The sequence below is a fragment of the Paracoccus litorisediminis genome (assembly GCF_009711205.1).
Taxonomy (GTDB): domain Bacteria; phylum Pseudomonadota; class Alphaproteobacteria; order Rhodobacterales; family Rhodobacteraceae; genus Paracoccus; species Paracoccus litorisediminis.
This window is the reverse complement of sequence record NZ_WMIG01000005.1, coordinates 148,125-163,982: the sequence shown is the minus strand read 5'-3', so window position 1 is coordinate 163,982 and position 15,858 is coordinate 148,125. Positions and strand designations below refer to the sequence as shown.

Genomic DNA, 15,858 nt, shown 5'->3' with positions numbered 1-15,858 from the left:
AGATGAACAGCGAATGTTCGATTTCGGCCCCTTCATTTTGGTCGGGCCTGAGATCGAACCGAGCACGCTCTGTCAAAATTTTTTCATCTAAAACATAGTGCTAAGTCAACTTCACCGAAACCGGCTCAGGCAATAGCTACAGAGAAAAAGACGTGTAGAGAACGAATTTCGGGCCTGAGGCGTCATTGCCGGTGAAGCACGGCACAGCCATAACCCTCGAAAACAACGAGAAAATACGTGTTCTGTGCTGTGAGGAGAATGCTTTCATCAGGCCAAGTGGCGGAGGAGGTGGGATTCGAACCCACGGTGGAGTTACCCCCACGTCGGTTTTCAAGACCGGTGCATTAAACCGCTCTGCCACTCCTCCGACGCGCATGGGACTAGCGCGAAGCTGGCATCTGGGCAAGGGGGCGCAATGCGCCCTCTCACATTATTCTGCGGCCTGTGCCATGGGGTTGTTGGGATGGGTCGTCCAGTTGGCATAGGGGCGTACGGGGCGGCCGGTGCGGGCGTCGATCTCGCCCACGGCCAGCTCTCGCATGGTGATGCAGTTCTCGACCGGGCAAACGTCCAGGCACAGGTTGCAGGCGACGCATTCCTCCTCCTTGACCGAGAAGACGCGGCCCGGACCCATGGCTATGGCCTGATGCGAGGTATCCTCGCAGGCGGCATAGCAGCGGCCGCATTTGATGCAGGCATCCTGATCAATGACGGCTTTGGTCGTGTAGTTGAGGTTCAGATATTGCCAGTCGGTGACATTCGGGACAGCACGGCCGATCAGGTCGGTCATCGCGATGTCCTTGTCGTCCAGATATTCGCGCAGACCCGAGATCATTTCCTGCACGATCTTGAAGCCATAGGTCATGGCGGCGGTGCAGACCTGCACCGTGCCCGAACCAAGAGCCATGAACTCGGCAGCGTCGCGCCAAGTGGTGATGCCGCCGATGCCGGAAATCGGCAGACCGTAGGTGGCGGGATTTCGGGCGATTTCGGCGACCATGTTCAGGGCGATAGGCTTCACCGCCGGACCGCAATAGCCGCCATGGCTACCCTTGCCGTCGATGGTCGGTTGCGGCGAGAACAGGTCCAGATCGACCGAGGTGATCGAGTTCACCGTATTGATCAGGCTGACCGCATCGGCACCGCCGCGCATGGCGGCCTCGGCGGGTTTGCGGACATCGGTGATATTGGGCGTGAGCTTCACGATGCAGGGCATGCGGGAATGCTGTTTGACCCAGCGCGTGACCATCTCGATATATTCGGGAACCTGACCCACGGCCGAGCCCATGCCGCGTTCGGCCATGCCATGTGGGCAGCCGAAGTTGAGTTCGACCCCGTCGGCGCCGGTATCCTCTACCTGTTTCAGGATCGCCTTCCAGCTGTCCTCGTCGCAGGGGACCATCAGGCTGATGATCAGCGCGCGATCGGGATAGTCGCGCTTGACCGATTTGATTTCGCGCAGGTTCACTTCCAGCGGTCGATCGGTGATCAGCTCGATATTGTTGATGCCAAGGACCCTGCGGTCGGCGCCGTAGACCACGCCATAGCGCGGGCCGTTGACGTTGACGACGGGCGGGCCTTCGCTGCCCAGCGTCTTCCAGACGACACCGCCCCAGCCGGCCTGAAAGGCGCGGCGGACGTTGACCTCCTTATCCGTGGGCGGGGCCGAGGCCAGCCAGAACGGGTTCGGGGATTTGATCCCGATGAAATTTGAGCGCAGATCAGCCATGAGCGGCCTCCATCAGTTGCGCGTGGATGTCCTCGGCCGCGTCGCGACCTTCGGCGACGGCGGTCACGGTCAGGTCGTCGCCACCTGCGGCGCAATCACCCCCGGCCCAGATGCCGGGGATCGAGGTCCGGCCCGGCCCGTGGATCGCGATCTTGCCGCCCGACATGGCAAGGTCGCTTGGCACGCCATCCAGTTTCTGGCCGATTGCGCGCAGAAGCTGGTCGGCGGGCAGGCGGAAGCGTTCGCCGGTATCTTCCAGCCCGTTCGGACCTTCGCGGGTCAGCATGAACTCGACCTCGCGCACGGTGCCATTGCCATGAACCTTGAGCGGTGCGGCATTGCAGATGATGCGGACGCCGGAATGGGTGGCGTGGTCCTGTTCATGTTGGCTGGCCGACATGCGGTTCTGGCCACGACGATAGACGATGGTGACGTTCTGCGCGCCCAGCAGTTTGGCCTGAACGGCGGCGTCCACCGCGGTCATGCCGCCGCCGATCACCACCACATCGCGCCCGACGGGCAGGGCGGAAAGGTCGCCCGACTGGCGCAGCTCGCGGATGAAATCCACGGCATGAGTGACATGGGTGCGATCCTCGCCTTCGGTGCCAAGGGCGCTGACGCCCTGCAGGCCAAGGCCAAGGAAAACGGCGTCGAAATCGGCGGAGAGCCCCTCCAGCGTGATGTCGCGGCCAAGCGCCTTGCCCGAGGCCAGTCTGATCCCGCCGATCCCCAGCAGCCAATCGACCTCGCGCGCGGCGAAACCGTCCACGGCCTTGTAGCTGGCGATGCCGTATTCGTTCAGGCCGCCGGGCTTGGGGCGGGCGTCGAACAAAGTGACCTCATGGCCCTTGGCGGCCAGACGATGCGCGGCGGACAAGCCTGCCGGACCCGCGCCGACCACGGCGATGCGCTTGCCGGTCGGGGGGCCGCGACGGAAGGGATGGTCGCCCTGCGCCATCAGGTGGTCGGTGGCGTAGCGCTGCAGCGCGCCGATCTCGACCGGCTTGCCCTCGGCCTCCATCCGCACGCAGGAACCTTCGCACAGGTTCTCGGTCGGGCAGACGCGGGCGCAGATGCCGCCAAGGATATTCTGGTGAAAGATCGTCCGCGCCGCCGCGTCCGGTGTCCCGGTCGAGATCTGCCGGATGAACAGCGGAATGTCGATCGAGGTGGGGCAGGCCGTGACGCAGGGCGCGTCATGGCAGAAATAGCATCGGTCGGCAGCGACCTGTGCTTCGTGGCGGTCCAAAGGCGGTGCGACATCCGAGAAATTAGCGGCGTAGGAATCCGCTGGCAAACGGCCGGGCACGACTCCGGGCGTGAGCTGGCTGTTGGTCATCGACGTGACCTCCCTGCTTGCTTGTTCTTATAAGAATCAGGCTGACACAGGAGCGTTTTTTTATCAAATGGTAAAAAATCTGCGCCGATCTTTTGCGTATATTTCGGGCAAGCTCAGGCGGGCAGGATCAGGCTGGCCGCCAATCCGCCAAGCCTGGCCCGTTCCAGCCGCAAAGCACCGCCATGCAGCGCCGCCAGATCGGCGACGATGGCAAGACCCAGACCCGAGCCGGGCGGACCGGATTCGTCCAACCGTCCGCCGCGCGCCATGGCAAGGGCGTGGTCCTCGGCGCTCAGGCCGGGGCCGTCATCCTCAATGGCGATGAACAGGCGGTCGCGGCCTTCGGGGCGGGCGGTGATGTGGATGCGGGTATTGGCCCATTTCACCGCGTTCTCGACCAGATTGCCGATCATCTCCTCAAGATCCTGCCGCTCTCCGGCAAAAGCGAGGGTCGGTGGCAAGTCCAGATCGACTTGCAGGCCGGATTCCGTGATGGGACCGCGCAGAACCAACAGGATGTCATCGACCACTGGTGCCACCTGCGTGCGCTGTCCAAGGGCGCGTGCCGTGCCCGAACTGCGTGCGCGGCGCAGATGCCAGCCGATCTGACGGTCCATGCGGGCGACCAATGCGCGGCCGGGATCGTCCTCGGGCAGGGCATTGTCCAGCGCCGCCAGCGGGGTTTTCAGCGAATGGGCAAGGTTTCCGACATGTTCACGGGCGCGGGACAGGACCTGACGGTTCTGCTCGATCAACCCGTTGATTTCCGAGGCGAGCGGACGCAATTCCGCGACACGGGGCAGGGGCAGCGTGTCGGCGCGCCCGGCGCGGATCGCCCGCAGGTCGCGACCCAGACGATCAAGGCTGCCAAGCCCCGCCGCGACCTGCAGGGTGCTGGCCAGCGCCAGAACCACCCCCAGCACCGAAAGCGACACAGCCAAGGGGCGGCGCACCCGCGCAAGGCTCGCATCGATTTCCTGCCTGGGCGCGGTCACCACCACGGCAAGGGCCGAGTTCGAATCCGGCAGCGAGAATTCATGACGCAGCACCCGCAGCGGCGCGCCATCCGGCCCGGTGCCCTGACCGCCGACGAAATCGGAGGCAGGAGGGGACATGACGTTGTCGTAGAGAGAAGCGGATTTGGCGACGACGCGCCCGTCCTGCTGAAGCTGCCAGAACCAGCCTGACAGCGGCATGTCGAAGCGCGGATCGATCGGTGCGCCGCCCGCGACCAGCCGACCGGATGCATCGATCGAGGCCGCGGCGATCAGCGCATCGGCGGCGGCCTCGGCATCGGCGTCGAAACGGTCGGTGACGAAGCGGTCAAGGATTGCGCCGATCGCCATGTAACCTGCAACCAGCGCCGCGCCGATCAGCAGGGCGGCAAGACCGATCAGCCGGGCGCGGATGGAGTCGCGCAGGATCAAGGGCTGCTCCGCAGGACGTAGCCTTCGCCGCGACGGGTTTCGATCAGGCCTTCGCCGATCTTCTTGCGCAGGCGGCCGATGACAACCTCGATGGATTTGAAATCGCGGTCGGCGGCGGCGTCATACAGATGGTCGGACAGTTCGGTCCGGCTGACGATGCGGTTCTGGTGGTGGATCAGGTAGGACAGGATGCGGGTCTCGAACGCGGTCAGCTTCAAGGCCATGCCGTTGCGGGTGATGACACCCAACTGGCTGTCCAGCCGCAGCGGTCCGGCCTTGATGATGGCCTGCGCATGACCTGCCGCCCGGCGCACCAAGGTCTGGGCGCGGATCACCACCTCATCCAGACGAAAGGGTTTCACTGCATAATCATCGGCGCCGGCGCGAAAGCCCGCAACCTTGTCGGTCCAGTCGCCGCGCGCGGTCAGGATCAGGACCGGCATCGAGATCCCCGCCTCGCGCCAGCGGGTCAGGACATCGATCCCCGGCAGGCCCGGCAGACCCAGATCCAGCACCGACAGGTCGTAGCTTTCGGTCGAGCCCAGATATTCGCCCTGGACCCCGTCATGGGCCAGATCGCAGGCAAATCCGCCCTCGGTCATTGCCTGTTCCAGTTGGGCGGCAAGGACGGGGTCATCCTCGACGATGAGGCATCTCATTTTCTGTCCTCGTGACGGCGACGGGCCTCGGTCAGACCCGAGCCCCGAACTTCAAGAAAGGCCCCGGTGCGCGCGTCCAGCCGGATCAGCAGGACATCGCGGCGCTGGGTCAGCAGGCGCAGCTCATGCACCAGTTCGACCCCGCGCGCACGTTCATCCGGGGTCGGCGGTCGCAATCTTGCGGCGATCAGGCGGCCACGGAAGCGGTCTGTCGCCAATTCGGCGGCCTGCTGAAGCGGGATGACGCGGAAATCCGGGTGCTCCATCAGCTCGAACTCGTCCTCAAGTTGGTCGTGTTCAAAGGCGGGATGATCGTCACGCGGGGCGGCGCTAGGGTGAACATGCAGGCCAAGCACCAGCAATCCGGCCAGTCCGGGGACGGCCAGCCAACGCGACAGCAGGGATTTCAAACCGGGTTCCAGCATGCGATCAGCATATTGCCGCAAATCCAAATGAAACCCAAACGGGCTGTTGGAGATTGGTTGGTGACGGGGCGGCTAGAGATGATTCTCATGGGGCCGCTGCCCCGTTCATGAAGATGAACCAAGGAATTGAACAGATGAGCAGATATTTCACCTCGTCGGTCGCCGCGACCGCCCTGATGGCCCTTCTGGCTGTCCCGGCGCTGGCGCAGGACAATGCACCGGCCCAAGCGCCCGCCGAGCATGCCGCCGCCGAGGGCAAAGCCCCCGTCGAACTGCCGCAGGTCCTGCGCGATCTGGGCCTGACCGATGTGACCGCCAAGGGCACGCGTCACGGCCAGCGCGTTTCGGGCAAGCTGCCCGATGGCAGCTGGCTGAACGCGATGCTGGATGATGGCGGCGAACTGCGCGGCCTGCGTGCCGGCAAGAATGCCAGCCTGCCCGCGACCCTCATCGAGCGGCTGGTCCCGCAGGCCGTGCGCAGCCAGCAGGTCTACGGTGAACTGGGCCAGATTGACGCCATCTTCCTGGGCGACAAGTCCGTGATGCTGTCGGGCGAGGATGCCCAGAAGAATGAGGTCCGCGCCGCTTTTGCCGAGGATGGCACGCTGCTGCGCTTTGGTCGTGGTGACGATCGCGGTCCCAAAGGTCACGGCAAGGACCATGGCCGCGACCACGGCAAGGATCGCGGCGACCGTGACGACCGTGACGGCAAGCATCGCGACAAGGACCATGGCGATCGCGAAGCCCGTGGCCCGCGTGACGACGGCCCGCGCGGCGACATGCCTGCGCCCGCCCCGGACCAGATCCGCGCCAACCTGACCGAGGCTGGCTATACCGAGATCGGCCAGATTCTGCAGCAGGGCCCGATCACCATCGCGCAAGCCACCAACCCCGAGGGAGAGCCGGTTCTGGTTGAGCTGGGTCCGAAAGGTCGCGTTGTGCGCGAGTTGAACCGCTAACCTGCCGGTCACATTGCCGCAGCGGTGACCTGAGGGTCACAATTGCTTAAAATCAGCAAGAAAGGGCGTAGGGTTGATCCTGCGCCCTTTTTTATTAACCTGTTTTCGACGAAGAATTGGCAAGGGCTCGCCGCTCGGGGGGAAAGGGCTTGCCTGATCGTCGCCGCAATGCCAAATCGCACCAAATTTCCGGCCCTTCTGGGCTGAACACTGGGAACAGTCGATGCATCGTCGTGTATTTGTCAAATCTGCCGGAGCGGCCCTGACGGCCGTCAGCGCGCTCACCTCGGGTCTGGGCGCAGCTTTCGCGCAAGAGACCACCGCTGAACCCGCCGCCGGTCAGCCCATCGATGCTGCCCCGGTCAAGCCCTTCGATTTCGAGGATGTGGCGGCGATGGCCAAGGAACTGGCCTCGAAGCCATATGCCTATCGCGATTCCGATCTGGCTGGCACCTTTGCCAACCTGACCTATGACCAGTATCGCGGCATCCGCTTCCGCCGCGACCGCGACCCCTGGGCGGGCAGCCGCGATTTCGCGCTGGACCTGCTGCCGCCGGGCGCGATCTTCCATGAGCCGGTCGACATCAGTCTGGTCGATGACGGCGTCGTCATTCCGGTGAAATTCGATCCCCATATGTTCGAATTCGATCCGACCCTGTTCCCCGACGGCGTGGATTACGAGACCATTGGCAACATGGGCTTTTCGGGCTTCCGCCTGCGCGCGCCGCTGAACCGCCCGGACGTGATGGACGAATTCTGCGTCTTCCAGGGGGCAAGCTATTTCCGTGCCGTGGCGCGTGGCACGCTTTACGGCATCTCGGCCCGTGGTCTGGCCATCGGCACCGGCAGCGCCGAGGGCGAGGAATTCCCGCTGTTCCGCGGCTTCTGGATTCACAAACCCGGCGCTCAGGAACGTTCGGTGCTGATCCACGCGCTGTTGGACAGCAAATCGGTCTCGGGCGCGTTCGAATTCCGCGTGACGCCGGGGGCCGAGACGGTCTTTGACACCCGCGTCGCCTTGTTCCCGCGTCAGGATATGAGCAATGCGGGCATTGCGCCGCTGACCTCGATGTATTGGTTCGGCCCGACCGACCGCACCCGCGTCGACGACTACCGCCCTGCGGTACATGACAGTGACGGGCTGCAGATGCTGACCGGAGGAGAGCAGCGCTTGTGGCGTGTGCTGTCGGGTCACAGCACGCTGCAGATCTCGGCCTTCCTTGATCAGGATCCGCTGGGCTTTGGTCTGGCACAGCGCGCGCGCAGCTTTGACGCCTATCAGGATGCGGAAGCCCGCTATGAAAAGCGCCCCTCGGCATGGATCGCGCCGCAGGATGGCTGGGGCAAGGGCTCGGTCACCTTGGTCGAGATCCCGGTCCAGAACGAGTTCAACGATAATATCGTGTCGTACTGGCAGCCCGGCGACGTGCTGAAGGCCGGCGAGCGTTACAACTTCAACTACATGCTGAGCTTCGCGCCCGAGCCGCCGGACAGCGCCCCGATTGCCCGCGTGGTCGAGACCATGTCCGGGGCGTCGGTGAACAATCCCACGGCCCGCAGCTATGTCATCGACTATGACCTTGACCTGTTCGGCTCGGACGATCCGGTGCCGCAGATCAAGGCATCGGCGGGGTCGATCGGTCACAGCTATCTGCTGCGCCTGCCCGAACAGGGGCGGATGCGGCTGGCCTTTGAATATATTCCCGAGGGCGGGAAACTCGCGGACCTCTCGGCGGTTCTGAATGGGCCGGAAGGCCCCCTGAGCGAGACTTGGATCGCCCGCTGGACGCGCGAGTGACATTGTGACCAAGACCGATCCGACTGACCTGCCGCACGCTTCCGCCGACGGCGAGGTCGACCTTCCGCTGTCCGAAGAGGGCGAGTGGGCGGCGCTGGATATCGAATTGACCGGCGGTCCGGCGACTCCGGCCGAGGCGCCCTTGGCAATGCCCGAACAGGACTTCCGCGCGCGTCCGCCGCACGGGCCGGATAGCGGCTGGCCCAGCCTGCGCACCATCGCGGCGCGGCTGATCGCCTTTGGCGGGGCGGCGGCGATCGCATGGTACGGGCTGCAGCAGATGATGCAGGTCTTTGGTGACAACGTCACCTACCTGCAATTGGTGCTGCTGGTCCTGTTCGCGATCACCTTCACCTGGGTGGGATTTTCCTTCACCTCGATGATCGCGGGCTTTCTGGCACCGCGCCTGACGACGCCGACGACCCAGAATGACGCCAAGGTCGCGGTCATCATGCCCGTCTATCACGAGGATGCGGCGGCCACGGCGGGGCTGCTGGCCGCGCTGGCGCGTGATCTGTATCGCGTGGGCATGGCCGACCGGACCGAGATTTTCGTTCTGTCCGACAGCCGTCAGCCTGGATCTGTTTTTGAAGAAATGATTGCAATCAGCCGGTTGCGAGACATTTCTCCGGTACCGATCTGGTACCGGCGGCGGCGCAGCAACAAGGGCCGCAAGGCCGGCAACGTGGCCGAATTCGTCATGCGCTGGGGTGGCCGTTACGATCAGATGGTCGTGCTGGATGCCGACAGCGTCATGGGGGCCAGCACCATCAGGGCCCTGTCGGCGCGGATGAATGCCGACCCGGCAGTCGGGCTGATCCAGACCATGCCGATGCTGGTCGGTGGCCAGACCATTTTCGCACGTCTGACGCAATTCGCGGGCCGCATCTATGGTCCCGCCATCGCGCGCGGCGTTGCCGCATGGTCGGGCGACAGCGGCAATTTCTGGGGCCATAACGCCATTATCCGGGTCAAGGCCTTTGCCCAGTGCTGCGGTCTGCCGGAACTGCCGGGCAAGCCGCCCTTTGGCGGCACCATCCTCAGCCATGACTTCGTCGAGGCGGCACTTCTGCGCCGCGCCGGCTGGAAGGTGCGGCTGGATCACGACCTGCGCGAAAGCTTCGAGGGTAGCCCGCCGACGCTGCTGGACATGGCGGTGCGTGAGCGTCGCTGGGCGCAGGGCAACCTGCAGCATTCGCGGCTGCTGTTCTCGCGCGGGTTTGCGTGGATCAGCCGGGCGCATTTCGTGATCGGGATGCTGGGCTTCCTGATGTCGCCGATCTGGCTGGCGATGATCCTTGTGGGCCTTGCGCTGTCGGCGAATGTGCTGCTGTCGCGGCCCGACTATTTCCCGCAGACCTATCAGCTGTTCCCGGAATGGCCGACCTTCGATCCGGTCCGGATGCTGTGGCTGTTCGTGGCGGCGATGTCCTTCCTGCTGGTGCCCAAGTTCATCGGCATCTTCCGCGCGTGGCTGCGTCCGCTGGCCAAGAATTCGGGCGGCAAGGGGCGGCTGATGGCCTCGGCCCTGTTTGAGATCACGCTGTCCGCGCTGATCGCACCGGTGCAGATGCTGATCCAAACCCGCCAGATCTATGAGATCCTGCGAGGCCGCGATTCCGGCTGGGAGGCGCAGGTCCGCGCCGGTCAGATGCCGCCATGGAAGGTGGTCCTGCGCCGTCACAAACTGCATGTCACGCTGGGTCTGGGTACGCTTCTGGTGCTGGCGGTGTTCTCGCCGGGGCAACTGGTCTGGCTGTCGCCGATCCTTGCCGGGCTGATCTTGTCACCCGTGACCTCGCGCTGGTCGGCCAGCCCGGTCTTTGGCCGCTGGGCCCGGTTGCATGGTCTGCTTGTCACCCCCGAGGAACGCGACGCACCTGAAATCCTGACCGCCGCCAATGCGCTGGACTACCGTATCGCGGGCAGCCTGCCGCGTGACGGGCTGGCGGCGATGGGGCGCGATCCGGCGATGCAGGCGCGCGTGGCCTCGCTGCTGCGGGCCGGTGCGCCGGTCGGGCCGGCGGCGGCGCGGCTGGATGCGATCTCGGCCGAGGCGAAGCTGGCCCATGCCGCGACGCAGGCCGAGGCGCTGTCCTTCCTGACCGAATCCGAAAAGCTGGCCATGCTGGAAAACCGCATGCTGGTGGATGTGTTTGCGAAGTTGCCGAAATGAAACGTATCGAGTCGCTGGACATGCTGCGCGGTTACGCGCTGGTCTGCATCATGCTGGATCACATGCCTCTGGGCGTCATGCGCAACCTGACGCTGGCGAATTTCACGGTCTTTGACGCGGCCGAGCTGTTCGTGCTGCTGTCGGGTTTTCTGGTCGGCATGGTCTGGGTCAAGGTCGAGGAACGCCAAGGCCGCCGCGCGGCACAGTGGCGGTTCCTCAAGCGTGCCTTCAAGGTCTGGCAGGCGCTGGTGATCGGGGCGGTGCTGCTGGCGCTGTTCTCGCACCTGCTTTTCGAACTGAAGATGAACCACACGGCGGTCTGGTTCCAGTATTCGCGCTGGATCGTCGAAAACCCCTTTGGCTATATCGCCACCGTTGCCCTGATGTGGATGCAGCCGAACCTGCTGGACGTGCTGGCGCTTTACGTGCTGCTGATCGCGACGGCGCCGGTGACCGTGCCCTTCCTGCTGAGGATGCCGTTCACCGCGATGGCGGTATCGGTCGCGGTCTGGTGGCTGTCCGGGCCGCTGAACACGATGATCCCGAACCAGCGCGAAGGGCAGGGGCTGCTGTTCAACCCCTTCGGCTGGCAGTTGCTGTTCTTTACCGGCGTGGCCATAGGTGCCTTCCGCGACAAGATCATGCCGGTGCTGCGTCCCAGGACCGGCGTGCTGAACGGGATCAGCGCCGCGATCATGCTGTTCGGCTTGGCGATCATCATCTGCTGGCGGATCGGTGAGCCTGCGCAGGCGGTCGCGGACATGCTCAAGCAGGTCTATGGCTCGATCGACAAATGGTCGCTGGATGGGCTGCGCTTGGTCTCGATCCTGGCCGCGACGTGGCTGGTCGCCGTCCCGCTGGCTCCGGCATTCAACTGGATGGCCCGGACCGCATTGGGCCGCGATCTGGCCGAGATCGGGCGCGGCGGCCTGTGGTCCTTTGTCACCTGCGTGTTGCTGTCCATGTGGGGCGATGCGCTGGACATGACCGCGCCTGCGGGCTTCAGCGGATGGCTGCTGCGGCTGGCCATCGATGTCTGGGTGATCATGGCGCTGTGGATCTCGGCGGCGCTGTGGTTGCGCCGCGATGAATGGATCGGGCAAATTCGCGCCAGACTGCCCCGTTGAAGGACAAGGAACCCCATGAAATCCGACATCGAGATCGCCCGCGAGGCCAAGAAGCGCCCGATTGCCGAGATTGCTGCCAAGCTGGGCATGGGGCCGCGGGATTTCCTGCCCTATGGCCATGACAAGGCCAAGATCACGCATGAATTCATCGCCGGGCTGAAGAACCGCAAACAGGGGCGGCTGGTGCTGGTCACAGCGATCAACCCGACCCCCGCGGGCGAGGGCAAGACCACGACCACGGTCGGTCTGGGCGATGCGTTGAACCGGATCGGGCGGCGCGCGACGATCTGCATCCGCGAGGCCAGCCTTGGCCCGAATTTCGGCATGAAGGGCGGCGCTGCTGGTGGCGGCATGGCCCAGATCGTCCCGATGGAGGAAATGAACCTGCATTTCACAGGGGATTTCCACGCCATCACCAGCGCCCATAACCTGCTGGCCGCGATGATCGACAACCACATCCATTGGGGCAATGCGCTGCGCATCGACCCGCGCCGGGTGACCTGGCGGCGGGTGCTGGACATGAACGACCGCGCCCTGCGTGAGACGGTGATCGGCCTTGGCGGCCCGGCGAACGGTCATTCGCGCGAAAGCGGCTTTGACATCACCGTGGCCTCGGAGGTCATGGCGATCCTGTGCCTTGCCTCGGATCTGCATGACCTGCAGGAGCGGCTGGGTCGGATCGTCATCGGCCAGACCTTTGACAAGACCCCGGTGACCGCCAAGGACGTGGGTGCTGATGGCGCGATGACCGTGCTGCTGCGCGATGCCTTGCAGCCGAACCTTGTCCAGACGTTGGAACATAATCCGGCGCTGGTCCATGGCGGGCCGTTTGCCAATATCGCGCATGGCTGCAACTCGGTCATGGCGACGCGCACCGCGCTGGCGCTGTCGGACTATGTCGTGACCGAGGCTGGCTTTGGCGCCGATCTGGGCGCGCAGAAGTTTCTGGATATCAAGTGCCGTCTGTCGGGGCTGGTTCCGGATGCTGTCGTGCTGGTGGCGACGGTGCGTGCGCTGAAGATGAACGGCGGCGTCGCCCGTGCCGATCTGGGGGCAGAAAACGTCGCCGCCTTACGCGACGGCTGCGCCAATCTGGGCCGCCATATCCAGAACCTGCGACAGTATGGCCTGCCGGTGGTCGTGGCGATCAACCATTTCACCTCGGATACCGAGGCCGAGATCGAGGCCGTCCGCACCTATTGCGCGCAGCACGACACGCAGGCGATCCTGTGCCGTCACTGGGCCGAAGGTGGGGCCGGGGCCGAGGATCTGGCCCGCGCTGTCGCCCATCATGCCGAAGCGGGCCAGCACAGCTTTGCCCCGCTTTATCCCGATGACATGACCCTGTGGGAAAAAATCGAGACGATCTGCAAGCGCATCTACCGCGCCGACCATGTCGAGGCCTCGCCCGCCGTCCATGACAAGCTGGCCGAATGGCAGGCGGCCGGGCATGGGCATATGCCGGTCTGCATGGCCAAGACGCAGTATTCCTTCTCGGCCGATCCGCATCTGCGGGGTGCACCGACGGGCTTCACCATCCCGCTGCGCGAGGTGCGCCTGTCGGCCGGGGCAGGGTTCGTCGTCGCCATTTGCGGCGAGATCATGACCATGCCCGGACTTCCGCGCGAACCTGCGGCCTTGCGGATTGGGCTGGATGAACAAGGCCGGATCGAGGGGCTGTTCTAGCCGATGCGGGCCGGGCTGCCGCTTGCGCTGCCGGGAATGCGTATCGGGCTGCTCGGCGGCTCGTTCGATCCCGCGCATGAGGGGCATGTCCATATCACCGAACAGGCGATGCGGCGGTTTCGCCTTGATCGGGTCTGGTGGCTCGTCAGTCCCGGCAATCCGCTGAAACCCCGAGGGCCGGCACCGCTGGAGGAACGTCTGCGCATCGCGGCGGATGTCATGCGCAATCCTCGTGTCGAGATCACTGCGATCGAGGCCCGGCTGGGCACGCGGATGACCGCCGACACCATCGCGGGCGTCCAGTCGCTTTATCCATTCGTTCGTTTTGTCTGGTTGATGGGGGCGGATAACATGGTTCAATTCGATCGCTGGGACCGTTGGTCGCAGATCGCCGCGAGCGTCCCCATCGGTGTCATCGCCCGTCCCGGGTGGCGGATGCCCGCCAGATTTTCCCGTGCCGCGCGCGGATTATGGCGGTATCGTCTACCCGAGGGGCAGGAATTCCGGCTTGCGGATTGTGCCCCGCCCGCTTGGGCCCTAATAAACGTGCCCATGAGCAATATGTCTTCTACCGCGATCCGCGCGCGCAAGGCCGGAGCCAGAACATGAGCCTTTCACGTCGACAGCTTCTGGCGGGATTTGGGGTGGCGATGCTGCCTGGTCTGCTGCCAACCCTCCTGCGTGCCGAAGGGGCGATGCCCGCTGTATCTGGCGCGCCCGGTCCCTTCTTTGACCCCGAACCGCTGATCGCCAAGGCGAAGCTGGGCGGCGAGGTATCCTTTGTCGTGACCGATGCGTCCGGCAAGGTGCTGAGTTCGCGCCATGCCGATCAGGTGATGGCCCCGGCCAGCACGCTCAAGATTGTCACCGCGCTATATGCGCTGGAAAAGCTGGGCCCGGATCATCGCTTTGTCACCCGCGTCTGGCAGGATGGCGACACGCTGATCCTTGCCGGTGGAGGCGATCCGCTGCTGGACACGGACGGATTGGCAAAGCTGGCCGTAACGGCGGCAAAGGCCTGGCAGGGTGCCGCGCCGAAGCGCTTTGTGGTCTGGGGCGGGGCGCTGCCGCAGCTTGAAAGGATTTCGTCTGAACAAGACGAATATCTTCCTTACAATCCAAGTCTTTCCGGGATGATCCTCAACTTCAACCGGGTTCATCTGAATTGGCGGCAGGGGCAGATGTCGCTGGAGGCGCGGGGACGCAGCCAGTCGCCACGGGCCTATACGATCAGCGTCGGTGCAGCGGATCGTGCCAAGCCGATCTTTACCTATGACGGAAGCGGCAAGACCGAAGCCTGGACCATTGCGCGTGGCGCGATGGGCAAGTCGGGCTCGCGCTGGTTGCCGGTGCGCCGCCCCGAGCTTTATGCCGGTGACGTGTTCCAGACCCTGTGTCGTGCCAAGGGGCTGGTTCTGCCCACGCCCGAGGTTGCTACTCTGGCCCCGACTGGTGCCGAGATTGCCCGGCGGGAGAGCGAGCCGCTGTCGGGTATCGTCAAGGGCATGCTGAAATATTCGACCAACGTCACTGCCGAGGTGATCGGGATTGCGGCCAGCGGCGCAGCCTCACCCACGGCATCGGCGGCGGCGATGGGGGATTGGCTGCGCGGTCTGCTGCCGGACCAGCAATTCACCTTCCATGACCATTCCGGGCTGTCGGCCCAGAACCGGGTCAGCGCGATGACCCTCGCGCGGCTGGTTGCACAGGAAGGATCGAAGCGCGGTCTGGATGACGTGCTGAAGCACATCCCGCTGCGCGACGAGAAGGGCAAGTCCAAGGAAAGCCCGATCGAGGTTCTGGCCAAGACCGGGACGCTGAACTTCGTCTCGAACCTTGCCGGATTTGCGCGGACCTCGGACGGACGCGAGGTGGTCTTCGCCATTCTGACCGGCGACGAGGCGCGCCGTGCCGCGACCGAAGGGCAGGAGTTGCCCGACGGGGTCAGCACATGGACGCGACGTTCCAAGGTGCTGCAGCAGGGGCTGATCGAGGGCTGGATCGGTGTGCTGCCGGCGCAGATTGCCGCGCCGGCCGTGACCTCGGAAACGGTGATCCGTTAAGGCTTACAGGACGCGGTGGCGAGCGCTGGTTGCCAGCTCGATCGCCGCCGCGTGCAGGCGCGAGATGTCCAGTTGATGGCGGATCTCGGCCAGCATCTCGGCCTCGACTTCGCCCAGACGGCCATCGGATGCCGCAACGTCGCAAGCCAGCAGATAGGCGGTGTCGAACATCTTTTCGGGCAGCGAGGCCCGGACAAGACCGAACAGCGCGTCAAGCCCGTCCTCTTCCTCGAACAGCGACATGACCGTCTGCGACACGGCGCGGATGCGGTCGATATCGTAATTGGCAAAGACCGGCGTGTGGTTTACGGCGCGTTCGATCGCGACCAGTTCTGCCGTCCGCAGGTTCTGGTCCGAGGCCGAGACCCCCACCATGACCGCGACAAGAGCGTCGCAGGGCGAAAACGAGGGCAAGGTTTCGGACATGTCATTTCTCCGCAGGGTTTTCGGGTAATTATTGACCATTTCGC

The 15,858-nt window shown here is 64.5% G+C and carries 13 protein-coding genes and 1 tRNA gene; 7 read left to right on the top strand and 7 right to left on the bottom strand.

From position 1 onward, the window contains the following. Nucleotides 1–277 precede the first annotated feature (277 nt). The 6 genes from GL300_RS12265 to GL300_RS12240 all read right to left on the bottom strand — a co-directional run bounded on the left by GL300_RS12265 (nt 278) and on the right by GL300_RS12240 (nt 5,579). Nucleotides 278–367, bottom strand: a tRNA-Ser gene (locus tag GL300_RS12265). Nucleotides 368–430: 63 nt separating this feature from the next. Continuing rightward, a complete protein-coding gene (preA, locus tag GL300_RS12260) occupies nt 431–1,729 on the bottom strand; it encodes an NAD-dependent dihydropyrimidine dehydrogenase subunit PreA (protein WP_155039920.1) in 1,299 nt (432 codons plus the stop codon). Further along, nucleotides 1,722–3,068, bottom strand: coding sequence for an NAD(P)-dependent oxidoreductase (locus GL300_RS12255; RefSeq protein ID WP_155039919.1), 1,347 nt, complete (start codon nt 3,066–3,068; stop codon nt 1,722–1,724). Before GL300_RS12255 ends, preA begins: the two co-directional genes overlap by 8 nt. A 113-nt stretch (nt 3,069–3,181) precedes the next feature. Then, nucleotides 3,182–4,495 carry a sensor histidine kinase gene (locus tag GL300_RS12250; protein ID WP_246195161.1) on the bottom strand — a complete coding sequence of 438 codons (1,314 nt, stop codon included), beginning with the start codon at nt 4,493–4,495 and terminating at the stop codon, nt 3,182–3,184. After that, a complete protein-coding gene (locus tag GL300_RS12245) occupies nt 4,492–5,154 on the bottom strand; it encodes a response regulator transcription factor (RefSeq protein WP_155039918.1) in 663 nt (220 codons plus the stop codon). The genes GL300_RS12250 and GL300_RS12245 overlap by 4 nt, the downstream gene beginning before the upstream one ends. Continuing rightward, a complete protein-coding gene (locus GL300_RS12240; RefSeq protein ID WP_155039917.1) occupies nt 5,151–5,579 on the bottom strand; it encodes a PepSY domain-containing protein in 429 nt (142 codons plus the stop codon). Before GL300_RS12240 ends, GL300_RS12245 begins: the two co-directional genes overlap by 4 nt. 134 nt (nt 5,580–5,713) lie before the next feature. Between GL300_RS12240 and GL300_RS12235 the strand changes: the two genes are divergently transcribed. The 7 genes from GL300_RS12235 (at nt 5,714) to dacB (ending at nt 15,388) form a co-directional block, all read left to right on the top strand. Then, nucleotides 5,714–6,538 carry a hypothetical protein gene (locus GL300_RS12235; protein ID WP_155039916.1) on the top strand — a complete coding sequence of 275 codons (825 nt, stop codon included), beginning with the start codon at nt 5,714–5,716 and terminating at the stop codon, nt 6,536–6,538. Between the two features lie 223 nt (nt 6,539–6,761). After that, complete coding sequence (locus GL300_RS12230) at nt 6,762–8,336, top strand: OpgD/OpgG family glucan biosynthesis protein (protein ID WP_155039915.1); 1,575 nt, start codon at nt 6,762–6,764, stop codon at nt 8,334–8,336. 4 nt (nt 8,337–8,340) lie between these two features. Continuing rightward, entirely contained in the window at nt 8,341–10,512 is a 2,172-nt protein-coding gene (mdoH, locus tag GL300_RS12225) for a glucans biosynthesis glucosyltransferase MdoH (protein ID WP_343043018.1), read from the top strand. Continuing rightward, nucleotides 10,509–11,639 carry an OpgC domain-containing protein gene (locus GL300_RS12220; RefSeq protein ID WP_155039914.1) on the top strand — a complete coding sequence of 377 codons (1,131 nt, stop codon included), beginning with the start codon at nt 10,509–10,511 and terminating at the stop codon, nt 11,637–11,639. Before mdoH ends, GL300_RS12220 begins: the two co-directional genes overlap by 4 nt. A 15-nt stretch (nt 11,640–11,654) precedes the next feature. Beyond that, nucleotides 11,655–13,325: a formate--tetrahydrofolate ligase gene (locus tag GL300_RS12215; RefSeq protein ID WP_155039913.1), complete on the top strand. Its 1,671-nt coding sequence runs from the start codon at nt 11,655–11,657 to the stop codon at nt 13,323–13,325. 3 nt (nt 13,326–13,328) lie between these two features. Further along, nucleotides 13,329–13,934, top strand: a complete 606-nt coding sequence (locus tag GL300_RS12210) for a nicotinate-nucleotide adenylyltransferase (RefSeq protein ID WP_155039912.1) — start codon at nt 13,329–13,331, stop codon at nt 13,932–13,934. Beyond that, nucleotides 13,931–15,388: a D-alanyl-D-alanine carboxypeptidase/D-alanyl-D-alanine endopeptidase gene (gene dacB, locus GL300_RS12205; protein ID WP_155039911.1), complete on the top strand. Its 1,458-nt coding sequence runs from the start codon at nt 13,931–13,933 to the stop codon at nt 15,386–15,388. Before GL300_RS12210 ends, dacB begins: the two co-directional genes overlap by 4 nt. A gap of 3 nt (nt 15,389–15,391) precedes the next feature. Here dacB and GL300_RS12200 read toward each other — a convergent pair whose 3' ends face one another. Next, entirely contained in the window at nt 15,392–15,814 is a 423-nt protein-coding gene (locus GL300_RS12200; protein ID WP_155039910.1) for a tellurite resistance TerB family protein, read from the bottom strand. Nucleotides 15,815–15,858 lie beyond the last annotated feature (44 nt).